A 25,992-nucleotide genomic window follows, 5' to 3' on the forward strand; every position below is an offset into this window, starting at 1 on the left:
CGCGTCGCGGGCTCGGCAGCGCGTTCGTCGAACCGGCGCTGCGGATGCTGCAGTACGGCGGCGCGCAGATCCGCCTGAATTCGCGGCTCGACGCGTTCGAATTCGGCGCGCACGGTAATGCGGTCGATGCGGTGTCGATCGGCGGCGAGCGCATTGATCTCGCGCCGGGCGACGCGGTCGTGCTGGCCGTGCCGCCCGAGGTCGCGCAGCCGCTCGTGCCCGAACTCGCGGCGCCCGACACGTTCAGCGCGGTCGTGACCGCGTATTTCGCGGTCGACGCGTCGACCGGCAATCCGCTGCAGACGACCGTCGTCAACGGCGTCGTCGACGCAGTGCGGACCGGCGACGGGCTGCTCGCGGCGACGATCCGCGATGCGGGTCGCTGGCTCGACATGCCGCGCGACACGCTCGCGCGGCGCATCTGGGAAGACGTCGCGCGCGTGAGCGGCGCGAACCCGGAAACCATTCCCGCGTGGCAGCTCGTCGTCGAGCCGCGCGCGGGCTTTGCGGCGGTGCCGTCGCAGGAAATGAAACGTCCGGCCGTGCGTACGCGCTGGACCAATCTTGTACTCGCGGGCGACTGGATTGCCACCGGCTTGCCCGCCACGATCGAGGGCGCGATCCGTTCCGGCCAGCTGGCCGCGGACGTGCTCCAGACGCAATAAAGAGAGGGACCGATGAACGATCTCACCGAAATGGCTACCTTGTCCGCCGGCGCCGTGCCGGCCGGCGTCGACGCGGCTGTCGCGCGTGCGACCGACGCGCTGCTCGCCGCGCAGCAAGCGGATGGCCACTGGGTCTACGAACTCGAGGCGGATTCGACGATTCCCGCCGAATACGTGCTGCTCGTCCACTATCTTGGCGAGACGCCGAACCTCGAGCTCGAACAGAAGATCGGCAAGTATCTGCGCCGCATCCAGCAGGCCGACGGCGGCTGGCCGCTGTTCACCGACGGCGCGCCGAACATCAGCGCGAGCGTGAAGGCGTATTTCGCGCTGAAGGTGATCGGCGACGACGAGAACGCCGAGCACATGCAGCGCGCGCGCCGTGCCATCCATGCGATGGGCGGCGCCGAGATGTCGAACGTGTTCACGCGCATCCAGCTCGCGCTGTACGGTGCGATTCCGTGGCGCGCGGTGCCGATGATGCCGGTCGAGATCATGCTGCTGCCGCAGTGGTTCCCGTTCCACCTGTCGAAGGTGTCGTACTGGGCGCGCACCGTGATCGTGCCGCTGCTCGTGCTGAACGCGAAGCGTCCGCTCGCGAAGAACCCGCGCGGCGTGCGCATCGACGAGCTGTTCATCGATCCGCCCGTCAACGCCGGGCTGCTGCCGCGCCAGGGCCATCAGAGCGCGGGCTGGTTCGCGTTTTTCCGCGTGGTCGACCATGCGCTGCGCGCGGTCGACGGCCTGTTCCCGAGCTATACGCGCGAACGCGCGATCCGTCAGGCCGTGTCGTTCGTCGACGAGCGCCTGAACGGCGAGGACGGCCTCGGCGCGATCTATCCGGCGATGGCCAACGCGGTGATGATGTACGACGTGCTCGGCTATGCGGAAGATCATCCGAACCGTGCGATCGCGCGCAAGGCGCTCGAGAAGCTGCTCGTCGTGCACGACGACGAGGCGTATTGCCAGCCGTGCCTGTCGCCCGTGTGGGATACGTCGCTCGTCGCGCATGCGCTGCTCGAGACCGGCGATGCGCGTGCCGAGGAAGCCGTGCTGCGCGGCCTCGAATGGCTGCGCCCGCTGCAGATCCTCGACGTGCGCGGCGACTGGATCTCGCGCCGCCCGAACGTGCGGCCCGGCGGCTGGGCGTTCCAGTACGCGAACGCGCACTACCCTGACGTCGACGATACGGCCGTGGTCGTGATGGCGATGGATCGCGCGCAAAAGCTCAAGCAATCGGACACGTATCGCGAATCGATGGCGCGGGCGCGCGAATGGGTCGTCGGCATGCAGAGCAGCGACGGCGGCTGGGGCGCGTTCGAACCGGAAAACACGCAGTACTACCTGAACAACATCCCGTTCTCCGATCACGGCGCGCTGCTCGATCCGCCGACGGCCGACGTGTCGGGCCGCTGCCTGTCGATGCTGTCGCAGCTCGGCGAGACGCCGCTGAACAGCGAGCCGGCCCGCCGCGCGCTCGACTACATGCTGAAGGAACAGGAGCCGGACGGCAGCTGGTACGGCCGTTGGGGGATGAACTACGTGTACGGCACGTGGACGGCGCTGTGCTCGCTGAATGCGGCCGGCCTGACGCCGGACGACCCGCGCATGAAGCGCGCCGCGCAGTGGCTGCTGTCGATCCAGAACAAGGACGGCGGCTGGGGCGAGGACGGCGACAGCTACAAGCTGAACTACCGCGGTTACGAGCAGGCGCCGAGCACGGCGTCGCAGACGGCCTGGGCGCTGCTCGGCCTGATGGCGGCCGGCGAAGTGAACAACCCGGCCGTGGCGCGCGGCGTCGACTACCTCGTCGCTCAGCAGAACGAAGAAGGGCTGTGGGACGAGACGCGCTTCACGGCAACGGGCTTCCCGCGCGTGTTCTACCTGCGCTACCACGGTTATCGCAAGTTCTTCCCGCTGTGGGCGCTGGCGCGCTACCGCAACCTGAAGCGCGCGAACGCGACGCGCGTGACGGTCGGGATGTAACGCGTGGCGACGACGCAGCACGACGGCGTATTGCCCATCATCGCGGTGACCGGGATGGCGTTCGAGGCGCGCATCGCGCGCGGTGAAGGCGTCGAGGCCGTGTTCGCCGCGCGGGCCGACCGGCTCGAGCGGGCGCTGACCGAAGCGACTTCGCGCGGTTGCGCGGGCATCGTCAGCTTCGGCACGGCGGGCGGGCTCGCACCGGATCTCGCGCCCGGTGCGCTCGTGATCGCGAACGCGATCGACGGGCCGTTCGGTCGCGTGGAGACCGACGCGGGCTGGAGCACGCGGCTCGTCGCCGCGCTGCACGACACGCCGGTGTGGGCGCGCGTCACGCGCGGCACGATCGCGGCCGTCGGCGCGCCGGTCGTCAGCGAACAGGACAAGGCGGCGCTGCATCACGCGAAGGGCGCGCTGGCCGTCGACATGGAGTCGCATATCGCGGCGGCCTTCGCGGCTGCACGCGGCGTGCCGTTCGCGGTGTGCCGCGCGATCGTCGATCCGGCGTGGCGCACGCTGCCGAGCGCAGCGACGGCCGGCCTGCGCGACGACGGCAGCACGGCGATCCTGCCGATCCTGCGCGAACTGCTGAAGCAGCCGTCGCAGCTCGGGCCGCTGCTGCAAGTTGCCAGCGATGCGCGCGCAGCGCGCACGACGCTGATTCAGGCGCGGCATGCGTTTGGGCGTGCGGGGGCGATGCGGATCGTCTGAGCAGACACACGCCGCTACCCTTCTTTCCCGCTTTTCGGTCTGCCGTTTCGCGCGCAAAAACAAAGAGCGCTGCATCATGCAGCGCTCTTTGTTTTTGCGCGGACGCCGTTGCGGCGTTACTGCGCGGCGTTACTGCGCGGCGGGACTGCTCGCGGGCAGCGTCGGCATCGCCGGCGCGATCGGCGCGCCGTTGGCAGCCGGCGCTGTCGTCGCTCCCGCCGACGCAGCTGCGGGTGCAGCAGCCGACGCAGCGACCGGTGTCGCGGCAGGCGCACTCGCCGGCATCGCGCTATCCGCGCCCGGATCGTCGTACTGCGGCAATCCCGGCGCGGCCGGTGCATTGTTCGGCGCCGCGCCCGATGCGCCGCCGGGTGTGCCGCCCGCATCGCCCGGGTCCTCATAGTTCGGCAAGCCGCCCGGCATGGTCGGCGTGGCCGCCGGCACTGCACCGGCTTCACCCGGCTCCGCGTAGTTCGGCGCCGCGGCCGACGCCGACTGGCCGTGATACGTGAGCGACTTGCGCTGCTGCAGGTACGCGTCGCGCACGAACGAATACGGATCGAGCGCGGCCTGCTTCAGCAGGTCGGTCGCGCCGAGCAGGTCGGAACGCGCGCTGATGAACTGCGCGATGTACATCGGATTGCGCGCGGCCGGCTCGATGTAGTTCAGCAGGTTGAAGCGCACGTCCACCGCGCGGCCGACGCCATCGCGGATCGTGCTCGGCCCGAACACGGGCAGCACGAGGTACGGGCCGGACGGCATGCCCCAGCGCGCCATCGTCAGCCCGAAATCCTGGTGATGCTTCGGCAGCCCGGCCGGCGTCGCGATGTCGATCAGGCCGGCGACGCCGAACAGCGAGTTCATCGCCACGCGCATCAAATCCTGCGTCGCATCGGTGATGCGCAACTGCAGCAGGTTGTTGGCCATGTTGCCGAGATCGCCGAGGTTCGAGAAGAAGTTGCTGATCGCGGTGCGCACCGGCGTCGGCGTGACTTTCTGGTAGCCCTTCGCGATCGGCTGGGCGATGTTCGTGTCGACCGTGTCGTTGAACTTGTACATCGCCCGGTTCATCGGCTCGAGCGGGTCGTTGGGGTTGCGGTTCGGTCCCGTCGCGCAGCCGGTCAGCACCGCGCTGGCGGCGACGGTCGCCGCAATGATTCGCACCTTATTCATTGATTCCTTGCGATTGGTTCTTGGCGCGCTTGACGCGCGGTTTGCCCATCAGGACGGGCTGGAACACCACGGCGCCGATCAGCGTACAGGTCAGGGCCAGCGCGAGCAGCTTGCCCATGCTCGACGTGCCCGGATGGTGCGACAGCCACAGGCTGCCGAAGGCGGTTGCCGTCGTCGCGGCGCTGAACAGCACGGCGTGCGTGAGGCTCGAATGCAGCAGGCCCGTCTGCCCCGCGCGCCACGCCATCACGAAATACACCTTGAACGCGACGCCGACGCCGAGCATCAGCGGCAGCGCGATGATGTTCGCGAAGTTCAGCGACATGCCGAGCACGACGCACATCTCGAGCGTCACGATGCCCGACACGAGCAGCGGCACGAGCGTGCGCAGCACGTCGCCGAAGCGGCGCAACGTGACCCACAGCAGGACCGTGATCGAGATGATCGACCACATCGCCGCGTGCAGGAACGCGTTGATGATCGTGTCGGCCGAATGCAGGATCGAGATCGGCCCGCCGGTCGTACCCGGTTCCGCGGCCTTCACGGCCTTGGCGAAACGGCGCAGCATCGTGTCGTCGTTCGGATCGACGCCCTTCGGCACCTTCGGCGAGATCTGCACGAGCGCGTGGCCGTCCGGCGCGACCCAGTCGCGCACGATCTGCGGCGGCAGCGATTCGCGCGTGATGTCTTGCGGCTGCAGCAGCGCGGCGAGCTGGTTGAGCGCGATGCGCAGCGTATCGGAGAATGCGCGCTCGGCACGGTCGCGCGTCGCGCTGTCGGCGGCGGCAAGCTTCGCGAGCGACGCGGACAGGTGCTGCGCGGCCGCTGCGCCCGGGCCCGGGTGATCTTCGGCTGCATAGCTCAGCAGATCCGACACGCGCTTGAGCGCGGCCACGCGTTGCGCGTCGGTCGCGGGCGGCGCGGCCGGCTGTGTCAGCGCGGGCAGCAGTTCGCTCGCGGCCGCGGCGATCGCCGCGCGCTTGGCCGGCTGGTCGGCCGGGATGAAGGTCGACAGCGTGGTCGTGCGGCCGACTTCGGGCAGCGCGTCGAGGCGCTTCGCGACCGCATCGGCCTGCGCGAGCGACGGCGCGAGCAGCGTGACGTCGTTGACGGCGGCTTCCGGCGAATCCTTCAGCGCGAGCAGCGTCGCCATCGATTCGCTGTTCGGGTCCTTCAGGTGCAGCGGGTTGAAGTCGAAATGCAGGAACGCGAGCAGCGGCAGCGCGCCGATCACGACCGCGAGCGTGCCGATCAGGATCGGCTTGCGATGGCGATCGAGGTAATCGTCGACGGGCGCGAGCCACGGGAAACCCGGCGTCTTCGATTCGCCCGGCGGCGCGAACAGGCGCAGCAGCGCCGGCAGCAGCGTGAGCGTGGTCAGCAGCGCGACGAACATCCCGACGCCCGCGATCAGACCGAGCTCGGACACGCCGCGATACGCGGTCGGGATGAACGAGAAGAAGCTCGCCGCGACGGCCGCCGTGGCCAGCGCGAGCGGCATGCCCATCGAATGCGCGGCGCCGATCAGTGCGTGATCGATGCGCTCGTCGCGGAAGCGTTCCTCGCGATACTTCACGCCGTACTGGATCGAGAAATCGACGCCGAGGCCGACGAACAGCACCATGAACGCGACCGAGATCATGTTCAGCGAGCCGACCATCGCGAGGCCGAGCGCGGCCGTCACGACGAGGCCGACGAACAGCGTGACGAGCACCGAGCCGATCATCCGCTTCGAGCGCAGCGCGAGCCACAGGATCACGAGCACGGCGAGCAGCGTGAGTACGCCGTTGAGTGCGGCGCCGTCTTCGACCGACGCGAATTCGTCGTCGGCGAGCGGTTGTTCGCCGGTCAGGCGCACGGCCGCGCCGTAGCGCTTGTCGAGCTCGAGCGACCGGGCCGCGTCGCGGATCACCTGGCTCGTTGCCGCGCCGGCCTTCAGCGCGCCGTAGTTGACCACCGGCTGAACGGTGACGAACGCGCGCGCGGGCTGCCGCGCCGCGTCGTTGTCGACCAGCGCGCGCCACGAGAACGCGGCCGGCTTGCCGGCCAGCACGTCGTCGACCGTCGCGGCGCTGCGCGCGAGCAGCTTCGCCATCGCGGGCAGCTTCACCTGGCCGGTCAGCAGCGGCTGGCCGAGCGTGGTGGACAGCGTGGTGGCGAGCCCGGTGAGGCTCGGGTTCTTCGCGAGTTCGTTGACGAGCGGGCGGGCGCTCGCGAGCTGCGCGGTCGTATCGGAGACCTCCTGCGGCGACAGGAACAGCAGCCCGTTGTGCTCGAAGAACGGCCCGCCGCCCGGTTCGGCGACCGGGCCGATACGGCCGGCATCGGCGTCCTTGCGCAGCGCTTCGGTGAGTGCATGCGCGGCGGCAGTCGCGAATTCGGGCGCGGGTGCCTCGACGACGGCGAGGATCGTGCCGTTGCGTTGCGGGAACGCGTTGTCGACCGCCTTGCTCAGTGCGGCCCATTGCGGCTCCGCATCGACGAGCTTGCTGATGTCGGTGTTGATCTTGAAATGCTGCGCGACGTAGACGCCGCTGAAGGCGGCGATGACGAGCGACAGGACGACGACCCAGACGGGGCGGCGCACCGACCACGCAACGAGTCGGACGATGAGAGATGTCACCATGTGGCGGTGGGGAGCGGCTGGCTAGGGCAAAGTAGCCAAGTATACCGGCGCGGCGCGGCGACGGTCGTGACGTTGCAGAGAATCGGGGCGGGAAGGATATTTGCTACCGGCGTGGCAATCGGATCGCGCAGCCGGCCCATTTGTATGGGGATATTTACATAATCGCCACGGCGATGCGTCGACACGCCGCCAAGGGCCTGTGACAAACGGCGCTGAAAGGTAACAGTCGGTCACCGCGCGGCAACGGGGCGTCAGGCCCGGTATACTTTGCTCCACCGGCCGATGCAAAGAGCCGGCCGTTTTTTCCCATCGAGTGCGAAATTCGTATGAAACGTCATCTGTTTGCTTTCGTCGCGGCGGCCGCCGTGTCGGTTTCCGCTTTCGCGCAGAGCGCGCCGGTCGATGTCGTCCGCACGGCGGTCGAGGGTACCGTCAATGCGATGAAGGCCGATCCGGCCGCGCGCGGCGGCGACATGGCGAAGATCACGCAGGTCGTCGAGCAGCGCTTCCTGCCCGTGACCAACTTCGAGCGCACGACCCGCATCGCGGTCGGCGACGCGTGGAAGCAGGCCACGCCGCAACAGCAGCAGGAACTGTACAAGCAGTTCCGCTTGCTGATGACGCGCACCTACGCCGCGTCGCTCGCGCAGCTCGGCAACCAGGACGCGAAGTTCTCGTTCAAGCCGGGCGGCGCGTCGGGCGCGGACGCGCTCGTGCAATCGACGGTGACGACGCCGGGCGACAGCCAGTCGGTCGGCTATCGTCTCGGCAAGGTCGGCAACGACTGGAAGATCTACGACATCGACATGTCGGGTGCGTGGCTGATCCAGGTCTATCAGGGTCAATTCAAGAGCCAGCTCGCGACGGGCGGGATCGACGGCCTGATCGCGTATCTGCAGAAACACAATTCGCGGACGAACTGACGGCTGTTGCAAGGCCGTGGTCCGAATGCAGGAAGGGCGCCCTCGGGCGCCCTTTTTTCATGGCGGCGAGTGGATTGCCGCTATGTGCCGACACCGAGCATCCGCAGGCAATCGTCGACCACCGCATCGACGAACGCGGCGCGATCCGTTTCCGGCGACGCGATGATGTGGTCGGTCGCGCCGTGCACGCCGGCGTAGATCAGCAGCGCGGTGACTGGCGGGTGCGCGAGCCGCCAGGCGCCGGCCCGGACGCCACCGTCGAGAATCGCACCGAGCTGCTCGAGGATCGCGTTCTTGTCGGCATTCTCGCGATCGTGGTGATGATGGTTCGTGTAGACGATGTCGTGCGTGCGATAAGTCGCCGCGTAGATTTCGATGCTGGCGCGGATCCACGCACGCAGGCGCGCGAGCCAGTCGTCGGCGTCGCACCCGTTCACCGCGTGCTGCAACTGGTCGAGGAAGGATGCCGTGTAGCGCTGCGCGAGCGCCGCGAGCATGTCGGCCTTCGATTCGAAGTAGTGATAGAACGTGCCCTTCGCGACCTGCGCGTGCTCGACGATCTCGCTGATGGTCGTCGCCTCGACGCCCTGCGCGAGGAACAGCGTCTCGGCCGCGGCCATCAGCTCTTCGAGGCGGACTTCCGCCGGCTTCGTGCGCGGCTTGCCCGCCGCCCCGTCGTCTTTCCCTGTCCTGATCCCTGTCTTGGTCCTGTCCGTCATCGCGCGGCTCGACGCCCGTTCATGCAAAGCCCGCAGTTTAGGCCAGCACCTCGTTTACGGCCAACGTAGTTAATTGACCGACGGTCAGTCGATATATAAGATGAGAAGCATTCTCATTGACAGGCCCGCCGCGGGCCGACCGCCATGTCTCGTTACCGTCGTGCCGCACTCGTTCTGGCCGCGTGTCTGGGCACCTTTCTCGCCACGCTGGACATCAGCATCGTCAACGTTGCGTTACCGACGCTGCAGACGGCGCTCGATACCGATATCGGCGGCCTGCAGTGGGTCGTCAACGCGTACGCGCTCGCGCTGTCCGCATTCATGCTGTCGGCCGGCCCGCTCGGTGACCGCTATGGTCACAAGCGCGTGTGGCTCGCCAGCGTGATCCTGTTCACGGCCGGGTCGATCGTCTGCGCGTGTGCGGGCCGGATCGAGCCGCTGCTGGCTGGCCGCGCGATCCAGGGGCTCGCCGGCGCGTTGCTGATTCCCGGTGCGATGCCGATCCTCACCCATGCGTTTCCCGACGCGCGCGAACGCGCCCGCGTGATCGGCGGGTGGTCGGCGTTCAGCGCGCTCGCGCTGATCGTCGGGCCGCTGCTGGGCGGCCTGCTCGTCGAGCATGGCGGATGGCAGGACATCTTTCTCGTCAACGTGCCGATCGGTATCGTTGCCGTGCTGCTCGGCGCCTGGGGCATTCCGGAGCGGCGGCATCCGGAGCATGCGGCGTTCGATCCGTTCGGGCAGGTGCTGAGCGTGGCGTGGCTCGGCCTGCTGACCTACGGGCTGATCGGCATCGGCGAAGCCGGCACCTCGCACGTGAAGGTGCTGGCGCCGCTGGCGGGCGCGGCGGTGGCGTTCGTCGTATTCGTCCGTGTCGAAACGCGTGTCGCGCGGCCGCTGTTGCCGGTGTGGCTGTTTCGCGACCGGCGGCTGGTGCGCGCGAATCTCGCGTCGTTCGTGCTCGGGTTCTCGGGGTACAGCAGCCTGTTCTTCCTGTCGTTGTTCCTGCAGCAGGCGCAGGGCCGTGCGCCCGCCGCAGCCGGGTGGCAACTGATGCCGCAGTTTGTGATGACGGCGATCACGTCGATGCTGTTCGGGCGCATCGCGGCGCGTATCCCGTTGCGCGCGCTGATGGTGGCCGGGTACGGGTTGATCGGCGCGATGCTCGCGGTGATGGCCGGCTTCGGTGCGGCAACCCCCTATGCGGCGCTCGGCGTGGTGCTGGCGCTGCTCGGCGTCGGCATGGGGCTCGCGGTGCCGGCGACCGGCATGACCGTGATGGAGCTGGCGCCGGCGGAGCGCGCGGGCATGGCGTCGGCGACGATGAACGCGTTGCGCCAGACCGGGATGAGCCTGGGCATCGCGGTGCTCGGCAGCATGATGAGCGTGGGCGCGTTGCACCGGATGACGGTGGCGATGCACGTGGCGGGCAGTGCGCAAGCGGATACGCTCGCGCGGCAGGCAGTGATGGAGCACGTGTTCGTGGCTGGGCGACCTGACATGCTCGGCGCGTATCGGGATGCGATGACGCACGGGTTTTCGATCGCGATCCTGTGTTCCGGGATCCTCAGTATGGCGGTCGTGGTGATGTTGACGATGCGGCGTGAAAAGGAGCCGCGAACGGCCGTATCGTGCGTGACGCCTTCGCAGCCGGAACCGGAATGAGGCGGCGTTTCGGCCGATCGCCTTTTTCGTTGCGAATCGGTGCGGCAGGCGCGCCTACCGCCGCCGATGCTCGACCGCGAACTTGATCAGCTCGGCCTGCCCTTCGATCTCCAGCTTGCGCTTCAGGTTGAGCCGATGCGTCTCGACCGTGCGCACCGACAGCCCCGTCTGTTGCGCGATCTGCTTGCTCGACAGCCCTTCGGCCAGCGCGTCGAGGATGTCGCGCTCGCGCGGCGTCAAGCGGTCCAGCGGCGATGCGGTCGCGCTGGCCTGGATCATCCGCGCGGCCAGCCCTTCGCTGAAGAACGTCTGCCCGGCCAGCACCGCGCCGATCGCGCGGACGATCTCGCTTGCGGGCGAATCCTTCAGCAGGTAGCCGCTCGCGCCGGCGCGCACCGCCTGCGTCACGTATTCGATGTTGTCGTGCATCGACAGCATCAGCACGCGGATGCCCGGAAACCGCTCATGAAACACGCCCGCGAGCGTGATGCCGTTCATTCCGTTCATGCCGACGTCCATCAGCGCGAGATCGGGTTCGAGCGACTCGGCGAGCGCGAGCGCCTCGTCCGCGTTGCCGGCCTCGCCGACCACCGACAGGTCGGCCGCTTCCAGCCGCATCCGCAAGCCGTCGCGCACGAGCGGGTGATCGTCGACGAGCAGCAGTCGGGCAGCGGGCCGGGCGGTATCGGGGGCGCTCATGCGTGAAAGTCTCCTGTGATGGGGCGCGTCGTCACGCCGCGCCGGGCAGCGGCACGCTCGCGGCGACGATCGTGTGGCCGACCTGCGACGTGATCGTCAGCGTGCCGCCGAGTGCGTCGAGGCGTTCGCGCATGTTGCGCAGGCCGATGCCGTGGCGCACGTCGGCCTGCGAGCGTTCGGCGTCGAAGCCGCAGCCGTTGTCGGCGATCGTCAGCGTGACGGTGTGCGCGCCGACGTCGAGCGTGACGGCCGCGCGCGACGCCCGCGCATGATGCACGATGTTGCTGAGCGCTTCCTGTGCAATCCGGAACAGCGCGGTGTTGACGGCTTCGGGCAGCGGCTGCGTGCCGCTGTGCGCGACCTGCGTATAGCCGATGTCGATGCCGCTTTCGGCGCCGAGTTCGCGCACGAGTTGCTCGAGCGCGGCCGCGAGGCCGAGATCGTCGAGCATCGACGGCCGCAGCGCATGCGAGATGCGCCGGACCTCGCGCAGCGTGTCGCCGAGCCGCCCGACGCCCGACGCGAGCGCCTGCTCGGCTTCGGGCACGCGCGACGTGCCGCGCTCGAAGCGTGCGAGCGCCGATTCGAGCATCAGCTTCGCGGACACCATCATCTGGCTGATCCCGTCGTGCAGTTCGCGCGACAGCCGCGCGCGCTCCTGCTCCTGCGATTCGACGACGCGCTGCGCGAGCAGCTTGAGCTTCGCATCGGCGCTGCGCGACTCGCTGACGTTCAGCACCAACGCACACACGGCGATCGCCGCCGCGCCGGTGAGCGCGATCGCGGTGAGCCAGCTCATCGTGCGTTCGATGTTCGCGGACGCGCGCGCGTCGATGCGCTGCAGTGCGGTATCGACGTCGTCGAGATAGATGCCGGTGCCGACCATCCAGCCCCAGCGCTCGAGCGCGACGACATAGCCGAGCTTCGGCGCGACGCGGCCCGTCGACGGCCGCTGCCAGGCGTAGCGCACGTAGCCGCCGCCGTGCGATGCCGCGCCGATCAGCTTCTGGATCGTTAGCGCGCCCTGCGGGTCGCGCATCGACCAGAAGTTGTGGCCGACGCGCTCGGGCTCGCGCGGATGCATCAGCGAATTGCCGTGCAGGTCGTACACGAAGAAATAGCCGTCGGGGCCGAAATCCATCTTCTGCAGCATCGCGAGCGCCTGGGTGCGCAGCAGCGCATCGTCGCGCGCATTGCGGCCGCTCGCGTCGTAGAGCGGCATGATCGCGCTCGTCGCGAGCTCGACGTAGTGTTTCAGCTCGACTTCCTTGCTCGACAGGTACGCGGCCTGGATCGTCGCGTGCTGGGTGCGCGCGAGCGACGTCGCCTGCTGGCGCACGCCGAAGCCGATGCCGGCGATCGCGAGCAGGAACGGCACGATGGCCAGAAGGAAGATCTTTGCCTTGAGTCTCATGGTGGTGCGAAGCGGCCGCGAACGGGTGCGGCCGGTCAGGCGCCGGCTGGCCGCGCGCATCGGCCGCGCGGCGGCGCGGTGGCGTATCGAGCCGATATTGTCGGTGATTTTGCACGCGGACGGCGGCGGCCCCGCCGCTGTCCGTACGCTCAGGCCTGCCGCGACTCGAGATCGTCCGGCGACGTGGCTGCCTGTACGACGATGCGGTTGCGCCCGCCTTCCTTCGCCCGGTACAACGCCTCGTCGGCCAGCTTCAGCGCGGCCTGGATGTTGTCGTCGCGCTCGGGATAGCTGGTCGTCACGCCGATGCTCACCGTCAGCCGGCCGACCGTGCCGGCGTCGTGCCGGATGCCGAGATCGAGGATGCCCGTGCGGATCGTTTCGGCGATCGTCACCGCGCCGTCCGTGTCGATGTCCGGCAGCACCACGACGAATTCCTCGCCACCGTAGCGCGCCGCATAGTCGGCCGGCCGGCGCAGGCATCCGGCGATGCAGTGGCCGACCGCGGCGAGTGCGTCGTCGCCGGCCTGGTGGCCCTGCGTGTCGTTGTAGTGCTTGAAGTAATCGACGTCGATGAACAGCAGCGACAACGCATGTTGCGAACGTGCGGCGCGGCGCCATTCGCGCGCGAGCGTGACGTCGAGCATCCGGCGGTTGTCGAGGCCCGTCAGGCCGTCGGTGCGCGCGAGCGCCTGCAGCTCGGTTTCCGCGCGGTGGCGCTTGCGCAGCTGCACGTCGAGCAGCAGCGACAGGCCGACGAAGCCGATCGCGAGCAAGACCATCGCGGAGCCGATCGGGATCGCACGGTCGTACCACGCGGCGTAGGTGTCCGCTTCCGAGCGCGCGACCATGACGATGAGCGGCAGGCCGTCGAGGTGCCGGAACACGTACAGGCGCCGCACGCCGTCGATCGATGCGGTATCGGCGAAGCTGCCTTCGCTGGCGGTCATGAATTGCCGGAACGTGCTCGCGCGGCTGATGTCGCGGCCGACGATCTTGGGGTCGTACGGCTCGCGCGCGACCATCTTGCCGTCCGTGTTGATCAGCGCAACCGAACCGCGATCGCCGAGCGACAGGCGCGAGAACAGGTTCTGAAAATATTCGAGCCGGATCGACATCACCGCGACGCCGCCGAACGACCCGTCGGGCCGCGTGATCCGCCGGCTCAGCGCGATGCTCGGCGAGCCCCCGCGCAGCCGGGAATGATACGGATCGCTGACGTACAGGCCGACGTCGGGGCGGGCGCGGTGCACGGTGAAGTACGGCTCGTTGCCGAAGTTGGCCTTGCGCGGCACGTCGCTCTTGCCGTCGACCGCGATGTCGCCCTTCGCGTCGAGCACGTAGATGCCGCCGAGGTACTTGGCCGTCGTCGCACGGTCGAACAGCACCTGGCGGCGCAGCGGCATCGGCAGCCTGGTGACTTCGGGGTCGTTCGCGCCTTCGACCACCGCCTGCAGCGACAGCGAATAGATCTCGATGTTGCGTTCGATGTCCCACGACGCCATCAGCGCGAGGTTCTGCTGCATGCTGCGCGAGCGGTCGCGCGCATCGATACGGCCTTCGTACAGCACGATCCCGCACAGGAGCAGCAGGATCAGCGCGATCAGCAGCCCCGTATAGAAGATCAGGTGCGGCAGGAGGAACCGGCGCAGATGAGCGGCGACACGGCTCGTCAGGCCGGATTCGCTGGGCATTGCGTAGTCGGTTTCGGCCATGGTCCGTGGATCGGGGGCATCGTCGCCGGGCGGCGGGCCGATGCGATTGTTCGTATGACTACCGGTGGCGATCCGGTGCGCAGCCCTGCCCGTACCAGCCCTCCGTTCAGCTGAGAAAACGGGCACCGATTATCGACGATCGCGGCCGGATAAACCCTATATTCATAGGTAAACGTCTACTGCAATTCGACGATCCGATGAATCGCGCGATGCGAATTCCACGGAGTATAACGCGCGTGTTTGCATGCGCGGAAAATGTTGCGTCGGGTTGATCGGGGTCAAATTATGGTGTAATCCCGGGCTTGCAAATATCGGGGGAAGCGTTGCCCCGCAAGGCTTTGCGGCGCGGCGGAAGGCGGGGCGCCATACGGCCGCGGAAACGGCGAATTAACGATCGGCGGACCGTCGCACGCGAAAGCCGGCGATAGGCGCCGATTATCGGTTTCAACGATCGGGTGAACGCGAATATGAAAAACGGGCAGCCGTGAGGCTGCCCGTTTCGCGAGGCCGGTGTACAACCGGCATTCCGGCATGCGGGACGCGCCTGCCTGCGCAGGTTTATGCGCCGTGCTGCTGCGCCTTGAACGCGAGCCGGAACCGATGCAGCAGCGGCTCGGTATAGCCGCTCGGCTGCGACGTGCCTTGCAGCGCGAGCGCGCACGCGGCCTTGAACGCGGTCGACTGGTCGTAGCCGGGCGCCATCGGGCGATAGTTCGGATCGCCGGCGTTCTGCTGGTCGACGACGCGGGCCATCCGCTTGAACACGTCGAGCACGAACGCCTCGGTGATCACGCCGTGGCGCAGCCAGTTCGCGATGTGCTGGCTCGAAATGCGCAGCGTCGCGCGATCTTCCATCAGGCCGACGTCGTGGATGTCCGGCACCTTCGAGCAGCCGACGCCCTGTTCGACCCAGCGCACGACGTAGCCGAGGATGCCCTGCGCGTTGTTCTCGACCTCGCTCAGGATCTCGGCCTCGCTCCACGCGGCACGCTCGACGACCGGCACGGTCAGCAGCCCTTCGAGCAGCGCGTCGCGCTCGCTCGCGTACGGTGTCTTCTCGAGTTCCTGCTGGACGGCCTGCACGTCGACGAGGTGGTAGTGCAGCGCGTGCAGCGTCGCGGCGGTCGGCGACGGCACCCAGGCGGTGTTCGCGCCGGCGCGCGGATGCGCGATCTTCTGCTCGAGCATCGCATGCATCAGGTCCGGCATCGCCCACATGCCCTTGCCGATCTGCGCGCGGCCGCGCAGGCCGGCCGACAGGCCCGCGAGCACGTTGTTGCGCTCGTACGACTGGATCCACGCCGACGACTTCATGTCGCCCTTGCGGATCATCGGGCCCGCTTCCATCGCGGTATGCATCTCGTCGCCGGTGCGGTCGAGGAAGCCGGTGTTGATGAACGCGACGCGCGCGGCCGCTGCCGCGATACACGCGGCGAGGTTCACGCTGGTGCGGCGCTCCTCGTCCATGATGCCCATCTTCAGCGTGTTGCGCGGCAGGTTGTACAGATCTTCGATGCGCGCGAACAGCGTGTCGGCGAACGCGACTTCGACCGGCCCGTGCATCTTCGGCTTCACGATGTAGATCGAGCCCGTGCGCGAGTTGCGCTTGGCCTTCAGGTCGTGCAGCGCGCACAGCGTCGTGACGACGCCATCGAGAATCCCTTCCGGAATTTCGTTACCGTCGCGGTCGAGCACCGCGCCGTTGGTCATCAGGTGGCCGACGTTGCGCACGAACAGCAGCGAGCGGCCGTGCAGCGACAGCGTGCCGCCGGCCGGCGTCGTGTACTCGCGATCGGCGTTCAGGCGGCGCGTGAAGGTCTTGCCGCCCTTCGCGACTTCCTCGACCAGCGTGCCCTGCATCAGGCCGAGCCAGTTGCGGTAGAGCTGGACCTTGTCGTCGGCGTCGACCGCCGCGACCGAATCCTCGCAGTCGATGATCGTGCTGACCGCGGCTTCGAGCACGACGTCCTTCACGTTCGCGAGATCGGCGCGGCCGATCGGGGTCGACGCATCGATCTGGATCTCGAGGTGCAGGCCGTTGTGCTTCAGCAGGATCGCGGACGGCGCATCGGCCGCGCCTTGATAGCCGACGAACTGCGCCGGCTGCGCGAGGTGCACGACGCCCTGCGCGGTTTCGACCGCGAGCTGGCCGTCCTGCACGCGGTAGCGCAGCGCGTCGCGGTGCGAGCCGCTCGCGAGCGGCGCCGCGTTGTCGAGCACATTGCGCGCGTAGTCGATCACGCGCTGGCCGCGCGTCGGGTTGTAGGCCGCGGTGCGTTCGGCGCCGCCGTCTTCCGGCAGCGCGTCGGTGCCGTACAGCGCGTCGTACAGGCTGCCCCAGCGTGCGTTCGCGGCGTTCAGCGCATAGCGTGCGTTCGACAGCGGCACGACGAGCTGCGGGCCGGCCTGCGTGGCGATCTCGCTGTCGACGTTCGCGGTGGCTGCCGCGACGTTCGACGGGACCGGCACGAGGTAGCCGATTTTTTCGAGGAACGCGCGATACGCGGCATGGTCGCGTACCGGGCCGGGGTGCGCGCGATGCCACGCGTCGAGTTCCTGCTGCAGGCGGTCGCGTTCGGCGAGCAGCTCGCGGTTGCGCGGCGCGAGGTCGTGCACCAGCGCCGAGAAACCGCTCCAGAACGCGGCCTTGTCGATGCCGGTGCCCGGCAGCGCTTCGTTTTCAATGAACTGGCTTAGCGCTGGCGCGACTTGCAGTCCTGCTTGGTCGATCATCGTGAATCCTCCCGGGGAAAATGCGCGCGGTTTGGCTGGTTATTCCGCGACGCTCTGTGTACCGGCGCGGGCGATCTGCGCGTCCTGTTCGGACTTTACGCCAGACACACCGATCGCGCCTGCGATCTGGCCGCCGACCGTGACCGGCACGCCGCCTTCGAGCAACCCCGACAGCGGCGCGCTCAGAAACGCGGTGCGGCCACCGTTGATCATATCTTCATACGCCTTCGTCTCGCGACGGCCGAGCGCCGCCGCGCGCGCCTTGTCCTGCGCAATGGTGCTGCTGGCCGGCGAGGCGCCGTTCAGCCGCGCGAAGGCGAGCAGATGGCCGCCATCGTCGACGACGGCGATCGACACGGCCCAGCCGTGGCGTTCCGCTTCCGCGCGGGCGGTGGCGAGCATGCGCTCGGCGTCGGCCAGTTCGAGTTCGGGTTTCGTTTGCATGGCGTTCCTCCGGAAACGGCGGTCGGTTGACCAGCCGGTTGTCGACGAGCTCGATCCATTGGCGCACGGGTGTGCGGCCCGCGTCGTGCAGATGAGTCTGGCAGCCAACGTCGGCGGTGACAATCGATTCCGGCTGCGTGCGAGCGTGGTGACGCGACCCGCCTTGTCCGCATAGACGGGGTCGGAGCGCAGCAGGTCGCCGTATTCCTTCATGAACGCGCCGCAGCCGCTCGCGTCAGTACGATCGCTTCCGCGCCGGCTGCGATCGCGGGCCACCACGCGTCGACGTTGCGGCTCGAACGAGGGATGTACGCGGGACGGGGCTTGGCCGGCGCGGTAACCGCTAGAATTGCGGTTTTAGCCCGGAACACGTCCATGTCTTTTGCCTCGCTTGGCCTGATCGAGCCGTTACTGCGTAATCTGCAGGGCCTCAATTACCAGACACCCACGCCGGTGCAGGCCAAGGCGATTCCTGTGGTGCTCGGCGGCAAGGACGTCATGGCCGCGGCGCAGACCGGCACCGGCAAGACGGCCGGTTTCGCGCTGCCGCTGCTGCAACGGCTGGTGCAACACGGCCCGGCGGTATCCAGCAACCGCGCGCGCGTGCTGGTGCTGGTGCCCACGCGCGAACTGGCCGAACAGGTGCTGCAAAGCTTCGTCGAGTACGGCAAAGGTCTCGATCTGCGATTTCTGGCCGCCTACGGCGGAGTGAGCATCAATCCTCAGATGATGAAGCTGCGCAAGGGCGTGGACGTGCTCGTTGCCACGCCGGGCCGCTTGCTCGACCTCAATCGCCAGAACGCGGTGCAGTTCGATCAGGTGCAGACGCTGGTGCTCGACGAAGCCGACCGCATGCTCGATCTCGGCTTCGCGCGCGAACTCGACGCGGTCTTTGCCGCGTTGCCCGCCAAGCGCCAGACGCTGCTGTTCTCGGCCACGTTCTCCGACGAAATCCGCAAGATGGCGGCCGGTATTCTGCGCAGCCCGGTCGATATCAGCGTCAGCCCGCCCAACGCGACGGCCAGCAAGATCAAGCAGTGGGTCGTGCCGGTCGACAAGCGGAACAAGCCCGACCTCTTCATGCACCTGGTGGCCCAGAACAGGTGGGAGCACGCGCTGGTGTTCGTCAAGACCCGCAACGGCGTCGACTATCTAGCGCTCATGCTGGAGAAGACCGGCTATGCGGTCGATACGATCCACGGCGACAAGCCGCAACCCGCGCGTTTGCGCGCGCTGGAGCGTTTCAAGACGGGTGAAGTACAGATGCTGGTCGCCACCGATGTGGCGGCGCGCGGGCTGGATATCGACGATCTGCCGCTCGTGATCAACGTCGATCTGCCGATCGTCGCGCAAGACTACGTGCACCGTATTGGCCGGACCGGCCGCGCGGGCGCGAGCGGCGTGGCGGTATCCCTCGTGTGCGCCGATGAAGCGCCGCAACTGGCCGCGATCGAAGCGCTGATCCGGCAGACGCTGCGGCGCGAAGAAGAGCCGGGTTTCGAAGCCGAACACCGCGTGCCGGAAACCAGCGCGACGGGCGAGATCATCAAGAAACCGAAAAAGCCGAAGAAGCCGAAGGTGCAGCAAGCTGCGCCGGTCGGCAGGCAGGCGCAGCCGGGCAAGAAGCCGCCTACGCAAGGTGGCGAAGGCAAGCGCAAGCCCGTGGCGCAGCATGCGAAGCCCGCCGTCGGCACGGGAACGGACTACACCATCGGGAGCCCGTTCAGCGTGCAGAAGCCGCGGAGCAAACCGGCCGGCAAGGCGGGGGCGGGGAAGCCGGCCGGCAAATCGGCGGGTGGTCGGGGCAAGCCCGGCAAACCGTCCAGATAACCCGAACCCTTCCCGTTCAAAACGTCTGACAGGATTGATTCGTCCGATACGGTGAACGAATACGAGCGGTTCGGAACAGCGCTGCCGGTTTTCTCGTGAGCGACCTGGAACCGCCCGCGACAAGGCTTCCCGGCATGACCAACGATGTGCGATGACTGAAGTGAGAGAGGGAATGACGACGACATTCGACGAGGCGACAACGGCGGCGATCGCCGCGTTTGCCCAACTGGATTTGTACACGGCCGTGCAAGCGATGCGCGCCGAGGCGGATTACGACCACGAACGAGACCAGTGGATCTCGCGCTATATCGACGAGCACGGCGGCGGCGCGGACGATGCGGAATACGACGCCTTGCACGCGCGGGCCCAGGCAACGCCGGAATACGCGCAGTTCATCGATGCGGTTCGCCAAGAAATCCTCGAATACTTCGGCGTGACCGACGATCAACTGGACTGCATGGTCGTGCTGCGCGAGGACGACAGCGACGAGCTGTGGGCGGAAGTCAACCGGCAGCGGAGCGCGCTGGGAACCGGTGAAGTGCGCGGGGATCTCTGACCACGGGTGAGCGTGGTGCCTCGACTCCCGCCCATCAATCAATCTTCTCGCGCAAGTCGCAGCAAGACGTCGGCGAGGGCCCGGATTTTCGGTTGTGCCGCACGTTGGGGCGGATAGACGAGGAAGTAGGACAGGCCGTCTTGAGCCACATCCTCGAACGGTGTCACCAGCGATCCCGCACGGAGCCGGTCTCTCGCCATTCGCGGGTCGCCGATGGCAATGCCGTGTCCTTCCGTCGATGCCGCGAGCGTCAATTCGAGGGTATCGAATACGAGTCCGCGTCCCGCGTCGATCTGGCGTGCCCCGACATGATCAAGCCAGCACCGCCACTCTGCGTGGCTCGGCCCGGGATGCAGCAAATCGACCTGCGCGAGATCGGCAACGGATCGCAGTGAGGTTGCCAGTGCGGGCGCGCACATCGGCGTGAGCCTCTCGGAGAACAGCGGTATCGCGTCCATGCCGGTCCACTGTCCCGTGCCGCGCACGACGATGGCATCGACATCGGACGTCGTGAAATCCGGCGTATCGTCCGCGGAGGTCGAAATACGAAGCTCCGTGCCGCTCATCGCGCGATGAATGTCCGGCAGCCGCGGGAGCAGCCAGCGAACGGCGAACGTGGACGGCAACTTCAACGTGAGCACCGAAGTCGCCCGTGCATGAACGTCCGCGTGCCGGACCAATTGCGTGAGCACGTCGACCGCGACCGTCAGCAGTGCATTGCCTTCTGCCGTCAACGTCAGGCCCGATACATGGCGCACGAAGAGCGCGCATCGGTAATGCGTTTCCAACTGCTGTATCTGGCGGCTGACTGCACCTTGCGTGCGGCATAGGTGATCCGCAGCCTTGCTGACGCTGCCCAGCTGTGCCGCGGCGACGAACGACTGAATTGCCGCCAACGGCGGGAGCGGTCGCGTCAGGTCGGCCAGCGGGTATGCATGCGCGGCATACCCGGGTTGCAAATTTTTCGATTGTTCGGTCATCGGGGCGTCGCTATCGTGCGTGTACCGGATGCCCCGTTCTTGCGAGTGAACGGGGTCGTCAACGAATGATCGGAGGATAGTTTTGGACTCAACGTCGGAATCACTCCATACGCAACAGGTTCGCGCTTACCTTCGAGAACTGGAGCGAGGCGATGTCGGTGCGATCTGCGCGCTATTTACACTGGACGCGCAGATTTTCTCGCCATTTCTCGGCTGGATGCAGCCCGAACCCTTCTTTTCGAAGGTCGCCGCCGCGTCGGGAGACAGCAGGATTACACCGATCGACATCTGCGTCAGCGCAGCCGGAGCCCCACGTGCGACAGGTTACTTCATCTACGACTGGGCCTTGAAAGACGGTTCGGTGGCGCGCTTCGAGTGCGTCGACGTGTTCGAGTTCGACGTCGCGGGGCTCATCGAACGGATGATCATCGTCTACGACACCCATCCGATTCGCAGTACGGTCGGCGACAAGTACGCGTAGCCGACCCTCGGCGATGGGGCGGGCTGCCGCAGTCGTTGACGGCGTCGAAGACCGGATGGCCGGCTGGGGCGGACAGCGGCCGTTGTAAAGGCGCACGCTAAATCTCCCTTCGCTTGAAAGGGGATTGTCACGAAATCAGAGGATGGTTTCCGGTTATCGAATGTTTCAAAACCATTTCCAATCATGGGTCGCCTTTTCTATACCGGTGCTATCGATAGAAACAATCAATTTATTCGGGCGGCTGACCGCCTCTTGTAGACCGTCCAGGCTTGTATTAATCTGACGTCTACCGGGTACCGCTGAATCCACCCCTCCCCCTGCATCGTTCGGTATAAACGATGCAGACGGTGAGGTGCATTGTGACTTCGAGTCGATTTGCCTGGTTTGTCCTTGGACTGAGTGTGATTGCCGAAGTATTCGGTACCATTGGGCTCAAATTCTCGTCTGGATTCACCCACCTTCCTTCTTCAGTCTTCACCGTCGTTTGCTACGCCGGCGCCGTTTGGCTCATGTCCATTACGACATTAAACGTCGAGGTGGGTCTGGCCTACGCCGCGTGGGCCGGCGCCAGTACCGCCATCACCGCCGGACTCGGAATATTGCTCTTCGGCGAATCTGTTTCGGTATCGAAGCTCTGTGGCCTCGCGATGGCTGCAGGTAGCCTCGTCCTGCTGAATCTCAGTGATGGCCCTACCTAGCAATATCTCTCTCCTCGTCTGAACCGATACTCAACGAAGTTGCGAAAGTATTGATTTTATTCGCGATGGTGAATCGTTTATAAATTTTCATACCGGGGTATGAGATGAAGTCTGAGAATACTTGGGCATTCGCGCTTGTTTGCGTGACCATACTCTGGGGCTGGTCATTTGTCGCAATTCATCAATCTCTAGGGTTCGTCAGTGCATCAACGTTTAACGCATATCGCTTCCTGATCGGCGCAGCGGCGATGTTCATCGTGTTGATGCGCCGCTGGCGACACGTCGAATGGCGCGCAGGGCGGCGTGCCATATTGCCCGGCGTGGTCCTTTTCATCGCATTCGCGTTCCAGACAGCCGGCATCGCTTACACGACTGCATCCAACGCGAGCTTCATTACGGGGCTCGCGGTCATCTTCGCTCCAGCATTTGGCTACTGGATGCTCAAGATTCGGCCGAGCCGGCAACAGGTGATCGGCGCGGCGATCGCCGCTGTTGGTCTTGCCATGTTGACGATGCGGGACCTTTCGATACACGTCGGTGATGCACTTGTTCTTGGGTGTGCTGTTTTCACGGCGCTGCACATCGTAGTGCTATCGAAGCGAAGCAAGGGCGCCGACGTCGAACTGCTTGCATTCATCCAGGTATTGGTCGTAGGCGTACTGTCGCTGTTGTGGTCGTTGGCATTCCACGAGTTTTCAGTTCCTAACTCACCTCAGCCCGTCTGGACGGCGATCATCGTCGGAATCGGGGGGACCGCGATCGGCTATTTCGTGCAGACCCGGGCACAGGTCGAATCCGCACCTGGTCGAATCGCACTGATCCTGGTGCTGGAGCCCGTTTTCGGTGGGCTCTTCGGCTACGTCCTCGGTGGTGATCGCCTGAGTTCCATGAATTTCGCCGGCGCAGCGCTCATCATCGCCGCGATGTTCGTCACGGAGTATCGCCCTCGCTTACGTGTGGTCACGAATTGATATCCCGATTGTGGAGAGGCAATCGGTGTTTGTGCATGTTCCTTAGAACTTTTCTTTTGTGGAGAAATTCATGCGCGATCAAGTCCAGAAAGAGTCCAGTGAGCTTATCGTGATCGACCGAAGGCTCGACAACACAGCGCCCTGGCAGGAGTGGGCTAACCAGATTGTCGACCAAGGATTTGCGATCATCTCGATCGGGCCAAGGATGCAGGATGACTTCCATGCGCTTCAGCAGTTGGCGGGGACTGTGGGTTTCCGCGACAAACAGGAGTTCTGCTTCGTCGACCGGACCGACGGCTACTTTCCGGTCGGATACTCCCATATCGGAAAAGAAAATAGTGACCGGTGCGAGATCTTCAACTACTGGCATCGCTTCAAGGACGAGCACCAGCAGTACGAGTTCAGCCGTAGCGAGTTTTACTCGCGTATCGCGAGCTACGAGGCGCAGGTCGCCGGCTATGGGCAGAAGTTGGTCGACGAAATCCGGAAGCGCTACGGCTACGCACGCGAAATTCCGACGCGCGACGACTCATATCTGCAATACAACCACTACCGCGAAGACCTCCGTCTCGGCAACAGCCGTTATCTGCAAGGAAAGCACGAGGACGGACACCTGATCACGGTTATCAAGCCGAATGCGCCGGGACTCGTCCTGTTCCAGGGCGACAAGGAGTGTCTCGTCGACGTCGCGAAGGACCAGGCCATCGCGATCTCAGGGTCTCTATTAACGGAGCTCTCTGACGGAGAAATCCAACCGACTTTCCACGCCGTTCTGAACCTTACCCTGCCGACCGCCCGTGCCTCGATCGTCTACAACGTGAACGTATTGAGCAGTATCATTCCGAGCTTCAAGCAGGGCCGCGATATCCGCATGTACGACTTCGCGAACGAGCGTCATCTCGAATTCGGGCATGCACCCTACGTCATCGAGCAGGTTTAAGCCCTGTCCGTTCTGCAAAGCTACGTCGAGCGCCAGACAACTCACCATCCTCATTGATTGTTGTTGAAAAAATGAGGATGGCATTCCGCTCCCGTCCATCCCCAGTTTCATACATTCACCTCAGGGCCGCGAGGGAACGCACCGCTCGCCGTGCCTGAGTCGTTGAATGGCAGCTTTCCGACTCCGCGAAAGGAAGCTCAGGCTCCCCGACCGACATGCACGCACCCCCGCAAAGCATGAAAAAAGCCCGCCGAAGCGGGCAACCTCACGATGCGGAGGGGGAGATTCGAAACGCGAGCGGCGCGCGTTCAGCCTTTCGTCGCGCCGAACGTGAGCCCCGCGACGAAATGCTTCTGCATCGCGAAGAACATCGCGACCGACGGCAGCGCGGCGAGAATCGACCCGGCGGATACGAGATTCCACGACGTCGTCCATTGCCCCTTCAGCGCCACGACACCCGCCGTGATCGGCGCGGCCTCATCGCCTTGCGTCAGACACAGCGCCCAGAAGTAATCGTTCCACACGAACGTGAACACGAGAATCGCGAGCGCGGCCAGCGCCGGCCGGATCAGCGGCAGCACGATGCGCCAGAACACCGTCCATTCGCCCGCGCCTTCGATGCGTGCCGCCTCGATCAGCTCGAACGGCAACTGCTTGATGAAGTTGCGCAGGAACAGCGTGCAGAACCCCGTCTGAAACGCGACGTGGAACAGGATCAGCGCTTCGACGGTGTTGAACACGCCGAGCCGCAGCGACAGGTCGCGCACCGGAATCATCAGCACCTGCACCGGCACGAAGTTGCCGGCGACGAACGTGCCGAACAGCGCGGTATTGCCGCGAAACCGGTAGGTCGCGAGCGCGAAGCCAGCCATCGCGGCGAGCGCGATCGAGCCGATGACCGACGGCACCGTGATCTGCACGCTGTTCCAGAAGTAATGCAGCATCGGCGACGTCGTCAGCGCGTCGCGATAGTTCTCGATCATCGAGAAATGCCGCGGCCAGCCCCAGTAGTGGCCTTCGACGAGTTCCTCCGTCGAGCGCACCGACGTGACGAACACCGCGATCATCGGCAGCAGCCAGATCACGAGCGCGACGGGCAGCGACAGCTTGTACAGCCGGCGCGATATCGGCTTCCAGTGGGCAACGGGTGTCGGAAACATGATGAGTGAGCTCCCGGAAGGTCACTGTTCGTTGCGCAGCATCCGGCGCAACTGGAACACGATATAGACGAGCATGATCGCGAACAGCACGACCGCGATCGATGCGGAATAGCCGAGCCGGTAGTACTTGATCGCCTGGTCGTACATGTAATACGCGAGGACGGTCGAGCTTTCGAACGGGCCGCCGCCCGTCATCACCGAGATCAGGTCGAAGCTGCGCAGCGCGCCGATCACGGTGACGACGATCGCCATGAAGGTGGTCGGCCGCAGTTGCGGCAGCACGACGTGCCACAGCAGCGCGAAGCCGCGTGCGCCTTCCATCCGCGCGGCTTCGATCTGTTCCGGGTTGACCGACGTGAGGCCGGTCAGGTACAGGATCATGCAGTACGCCGTCTGCGGCCACAGCGCGGCGAACACGATGCCGAAGGTCGCATAGCGCGCGTCGCCGAGCACCGGGATGCCGTGCCCGGCGATGAGCGCGAGCAGCCCGAAGGTCGGATCGTAGAACCACGAGAAGATCAGCCCGACGACCACGCCCGACAGCACGAACGGCGCGAAGAACAGCGACTTCACGAGCCGGATGCCGCCGACCGCCTGGTTCAGGTACAGCGCGAGCGCGAGGCCGAGCGGCGGCGCGAGCATGAACAGCACGAGCCAGATCACGTTGTTGCGCAGCGCCGTGTAGAACGTCGGCGCCTGCAGCAGCTCCGCATAGTTCGCGAGACCGACGAAGGTGCGCTCGGTCATTCCGTCCCAGTTGTACAGGCTCAGCGACAACGTCGACAGGATCGGCCAGATCACATAAATGGCAACCATCGCGCAGGCCGGCGCGAGAAAGAGCCACGCGGCACGCCGTTGCCGCCGCACGGCGGGCGACGGGCGGCGCGCGGGCAGCGCGCTGGC

The 25,992-nt window shown here is 66.1% G+C and carries 22 protein-coding genes and 1 pseudogene; 11 read left to right on the forward strand and 12 right to left on the reverse strand.

Annotated elements, in window-relative coordinates; all coding sequences use genetic code 11:
* The 3 genes from JMF86_RS27565 to JMF86_RS27575 form a co-directional block, all read left to right on the forward strand.
* Positions 1-665, forward strand: a 665-nt coding sequence (locus JMF86_RS27565) for an FAD-dependent oxidoreductase (protein WP_201317180.1), incomplete at its 5' end; no start/stop codon positions are given.
* Between the two features lie 12 nt (positions 666-677).
* On the forward strand, positions 678-2,651 hold the full coding sequence (gene shc, locus JMF86_RS27570) for a squalene--hopene cyclase (RefSeq protein ID WP_011548765.1): 1,974 nt from the start codon (positions 678-680) through the stop codon (positions 2,649-2,651).
* A gap of 3 nt (positions 2,652-2,654) precedes the next feature.
* On the forward strand, positions 2,655-3,362 hold the full coding sequence (locus JMF86_RS27575; protein ID WP_011548766.1) for a phosphorylase: 708 nt from the start codon (positions 2,655-2,657) through the stop codon (positions 3,360-3,362).
* A 129-nt stretch (positions 3,363-3,491) separates the two neighbouring features.
* Here the strand turns inward: JMF86_RS27575 and JMF86_RS27580 are convergent, their stop codons facing one another.
* Both JMF86_RS27580 and JMF86_RS27585 read right to left on the reverse strand, forming a co-directional pair.
* A complete protein-coding gene (locus JMF86_RS27580) occupies positions 3,492-4,535 on the reverse strand; it encodes a VacJ family lipoprotein (protein WP_011548767.1) in 1,044 nt (347 codons plus the stop codon).
* Positions 4,528-7,161 (reverse strand): MMPL family transporter, encoded by a 2,634-nt coding sequence (locus tag JMF86_RS27585; protein ID WP_011548768.1) that lies wholly within the window; start codon positions 7,159-7,161, stop codon positions 4,528-4,530. Before JMF86_RS27585 ends, JMF86_RS27580 begins: the two co-directional genes overlap by 8 nt.
* 326 nt (positions 7,162-7,487) lie before the next feature.
* Between JMF86_RS27585 and JMF86_RS27590 the strand changes: the two genes are divergently transcribed.
* The gene (locus tag JMF86_RS27590) at positions 7,488-8,084 is read left to right on the forward strand and encodes a phospholipid-binding protein MlaC (RefSeq protein WP_006480212.1); all 597 of its coding nucleotides are present in this window, start codon (positions 7,488-7,490) and stop codon (positions 8,082-8,084) included.
* Positions 8,085-8,164: 80 nt separating this feature from the next.
* Here JMF86_RS27590 and JMF86_RS27595 read toward each other — a convergent pair whose 3' ends face one another.
* Positions 8,165-8,803, reverse strand: a complete 639-nt coding sequence (locus JMF86_RS27595; RefSeq protein ID WP_011548769.1) for a TetR/AcrR family transcriptional regulator — start codon at positions 8,801-8,803, stop codon at positions 8,165-8,167.
* Positions 8,804-8,947: 144 nt separating this feature from the next.
* Here JMF86_RS27595 and JMF86_RS27600 point away from each other — a divergent pair, with 144 nt between their 5' ends.
* Complete coding sequence (locus JMF86_RS27600) at positions 8,948-10,468, forward strand: MFS transporter (RefSeq protein ID WP_011548770.1); 1,521 nt, start codon at positions 8,948-8,950, stop codon at positions 10,466-10,468.
* A 54-nt stretch (positions 10,469-10,522) separates the two neighbouring features.
* On the opposite strand, the gene JMF86_RS27605 is transcribed toward JMF86_RS27600, so the two are convergent.
* From JMF86_RS27605 to JMF86_RS27630, 6 genes and pseudogenes are all read right to left on the reverse strand, one after another.
* Positions 10,523-11,167: a response regulator transcription factor gene (locus JMF86_RS27605; protein ID WP_011548771.1), complete on the reverse strand. Its 645-nt coding sequence runs from the start codon at positions 11,165-11,167 to the stop codon at positions 10,523-10,525.
* A gap of 31 nt (positions 11,168-11,198) precedes the next feature.
* A complete protein-coding gene (locus tag JMF86_RS27610) occupies positions 11,199-12,581 on the reverse strand; it encodes a cache domain-containing protein (RefSeq protein ID WP_041489506.1) in 1,383 nt (460 codons plus the stop codon).
* A gap of 149 nt (positions 12,582-12,730) precedes the next feature.
* The gene (locus JMF86_RS27615; RefSeq protein ID WP_011548773.1) at positions 12,731-14,296 is read right to left on the reverse strand and encodes a sensor domain-containing diguanylate cyclase; all 1,566 of its coding nucleotides are present in this window, start codon (positions 14,294-14,296) and stop codon (positions 12,731-12,733) included.
* A 558-nt stretch (positions 14,297-14,854) separates the two neighbouring features.
* Positions 14,855-17,029: a malate synthase G gene (locus JMF86_RS27620; RefSeq protein ID WP_011694906.1), complete on the reverse strand. Its 2,175-nt coding sequence runs from the start codon at positions 17,027-17,029 to the stop codon at positions 14,855-14,857.
* A gap of 39 nt (positions 17,030-17,068) precedes the next feature.
* Positions 17,069-17,473, reverse strand: coding sequence for a heme-binding protein (locus JMF86_RS27625; RefSeq protein ID WP_011548775.1), 405 nt, complete (start codon positions 17,471-17,473; stop codon positions 17,069-17,071).
* Between the two features lie 25 nt (positions 17,474-17,498).
* Positions 17,499-17,787, reverse strand: a pseudogene (locus JMF86_RS27630) (hypothetical protein); the annotation flags it as partial.
* Between the two features lie 61 nt (positions 17,788-17,848).
* Here JMF86_RS27630 and JMF86_RS27635 point away from each other — a divergent pair.
* Both JMF86_RS27635 and JMF86_RS27640 read left to right on the forward strand, forming a co-directional pair.
* The gene (locus JMF86_RS27635; RefSeq protein WP_041489654.1) at positions 17,849-19,303 is read left to right on the forward strand and encodes a DEAD/DEAH box helicase; all 1,455 of its coding nucleotides are present in this window, start codon (positions 17,849-17,851) and stop codon (positions 19,301-19,303) included.
* A gap of 172 nt (positions 19,304-19,475) precedes the next feature.
* Positions 19,476-19,859: a hypothetical protein gene (locus tag JMF86_RS27640; RefSeq protein ID WP_011548777.1), complete on the forward strand. Its 384-nt coding sequence runs from the start codon at positions 19,476-19,478 to the stop codon at positions 19,857-19,859.
* Positions 19,860-19,897: 38 nt separating this feature from the next.
* On the opposite strand, the gene JMF86_RS27645 is transcribed toward JMF86_RS27640, so the two are convergent.
* Complete coding sequence (locus JMF86_RS27645; RefSeq protein ID WP_011548778.1) at positions 19,898-20,839, reverse strand: LysR substrate-binding domain-containing protein; 942 nt, start codon at positions 20,837-20,839, stop codon at positions 19,898-19,900.
* Positions 20,840-20,921: 82 nt separating this feature from the next.
* Between JMF86_RS27645 and JMF86_RS27650 the strand changes: the two genes are divergently transcribed.
* From JMF86_RS27650 to JMF86_RS27665, 4 genes are all read left to right on the forward strand, one after another.
* Positions 20,922-21,320: a nuclear transport factor 2 family protein gene (locus JMF86_RS27650; RefSeq protein ID WP_011548779.1), complete on the forward strand. Its 399-nt coding sequence runs from the start codon at positions 20,922-20,924 to the stop codon at positions 21,318-21,320.
* A 338-nt stretch (positions 21,321-21,658) separates the two neighbouring features.
* Positions 21,659-22,018 (forward strand): multidrug efflux SMR transporter, encoded by a 360-nt coding sequence (locus tag JMF86_RS27655; protein WP_011694904.1) that lies wholly within the window; start codon positions 21,659-21,661, stop codon positions 22,016-22,018.
* Positions 22,019-22,122: 104 nt separating this feature from the next.
* Positions 22,123-22,989 carry a DMT family transporter gene (locus JMF86_RS27660; RefSeq protein WP_011548781.1) on the forward strand — a complete coding sequence of 289 codons (867 nt, stop codon included), beginning with the start codon at positions 22,123-22,125 and terminating at the stop codon, positions 22,987-22,989.
* 70 nt (positions 22,990-23,059) lie between these two features.
* The gene (locus tag JMF86_RS27665; RefSeq protein ID WP_011548782.1) at positions 23,060-23,929 is read left to right on the forward strand and encodes a hypothetical protein; all 870 of its coding nucleotides are present in this window, start codon (positions 23,060-23,062) and stop codon (positions 23,927-23,929) included.
* 308 nt (positions 23,930-24,237) lie between these two features.
* On the opposite strand, the gene JMF86_RS27670 is transcribed toward JMF86_RS27665, so the two are convergent.
* Together JMF86_RS27670 and JMF86_RS27675 are read right to left on the reverse strand one after the other, a co-directional pair.
* Positions 24,238-25,089, reverse strand: coding sequence for a carbohydrate ABC transporter permease (locus tag JMF86_RS27670; RefSeq protein ID WP_011548783.1), 852 nt, complete (start codon positions 25,087-25,089; stop codon positions 24,238-24,240).
* A gap of 21 nt (positions 25,090-25,110) precedes the next feature.
* Positions 25,111-25,992 (reverse strand): carbohydrate ABC transporter permease (locus JMF86_RS27675; RefSeq protein ID WP_236593030.1); only part of this gene is annotated, 882 nt, incomplete at its 5' end.

The organism is Burkholderia sp. E168m15, from assembly GCF_016586105.1.
Lineage (GTDB): Bacteria > Pseudomonadota > Gammaproteobacteria > Burkholderiales > Burkholderiaceae > Burkholderia > Burkholderia orbicola.

Excerpts from the sequence above, each read along its gene's own strand:
- shc (WP_011548765.1), top strand. The coding sequence starts at position 678 with ATGAACGATCTCACCGAAATGGCTACCTTGTCCGCCGGCGCCGTGCCG.
- JMF86_RS27580 (WP_011548767.1), bottom strand. The coding sequence starts at position 4,535 with ATGAATAAGGTGCGAATCATTGCGGCGACCGTCGCCGCCAGCGCGGTG.
- JMF86_RS27585 (WP_011548768.1), bottom strand. The coding sequence starts at position 7,161 with ATGGTGACATCTCTCATCGTCCGACTCGTTGCGTGGTCGGTGCGCCGC.
- JMF86_RS27590 (WP_006480212.1), top strand. The coding sequence starts at position 7,488 with ATGAAACGTCATCTGTTTGCTTTCGTCGCGGCGGCCGCCGTGTCGGTT.
- JMF86_RS27595 (WP_011548769.1), bottom strand. The coding sequence starts at position 8,803 with ATGACGGACAGGACCAAGACAGGGATCAGGACAGGGAAAGACGACGGG.
- JMF86_RS27600 (WP_011548770.1), top strand. The coding sequence starts at position 8,948 with ATGTCTCGTTACCGTCGTGCCGCACTCGTTCTGGCCGCGTGTCTGGGC.
- JMF86_RS27605 (WP_011548771.1), bottom strand. The coding sequence starts at position 11,167 with ATGAGCGCCCCCGATACCGCCCGGCCCGCTGCCCGACTGCTGCTCGTC.
- JMF86_RS27610 (WP_041489506.1), bottom strand. The coding sequence starts at position 12,581 with ATGAGACTCAAGGCAAAGATCTTCCTTCTGGCCATCGTGCCGTTCCTG.
- JMF86_RS27615 (WP_011548773.1), bottom strand. The coding sequence starts at position 14,296 with ATGGCCGAAACCGACTACGCAATGCCCAGCGAATCCGGCCTGACGAGC.
- JMF86_RS27620 (WP_011694906.1), bottom strand. The coding sequence starts at position 17,029 with ATGATCGACCAAGCAGGACTGCAAGTCGCGCCAGCGCTAAGCCAGTTC.
- JMF86_RS27625 (WP_011548775.1), bottom strand. The coding sequence starts at position 17,473 with ATGCAAACGAAACCCGAACTCGAACTGGCCGACGCCGAGCGCATGCTC.
- JMF86_RS27635 (WP_041489654.1), top strand. The coding sequence starts at position 17,849 with ATGTCTTTTGCCTCGCTTGGCCTGATCGAGCCGTTACTGCGTAATCTG.
- JMF86_RS27640 (WP_011548777.1), top strand. The coding sequence starts at position 19,476 with ATGACGACGACATTCGACGAGGCGACAACGGCGGCGATCGCCGCGTTT.
- JMF86_RS27645 (WP_011548778.1), bottom strand. The coding sequence starts at position 20,839 with ATGACCGAACAATCGAAAAATTTGCAACCCGGGTATGCCGCGCATGCA.
- JMF86_RS27655 (WP_011694904.1), top strand. The coding sequence starts at position 21,659 with ATGCAGACGGTGAGGTGCATTGTGACTTCGAGTCGATTTGCCTGGTTT.
- JMF86_RS27660 (WP_011548781.1), top strand. The coding sequence starts at position 22,123 with ATGAAGTCTGAGAATACTTGGGCATTCGCGCTTGTTTGCGTGACCATA.
- JMF86_RS27665 (WP_011548782.1), top strand. The coding sequence starts at position 23,060 with ATGCGCGATCAAGTCCAGAAAGAGTCCAGTGAGCTTATCGTGATCGAC.
- JMF86_RS27670 (WP_011548783.1), bottom strand. The coding sequence starts at position 25,089 with ATGTTTCCGACACCCGTTGCCCACTGGAAGCCGATATCGCGCCGGCTG.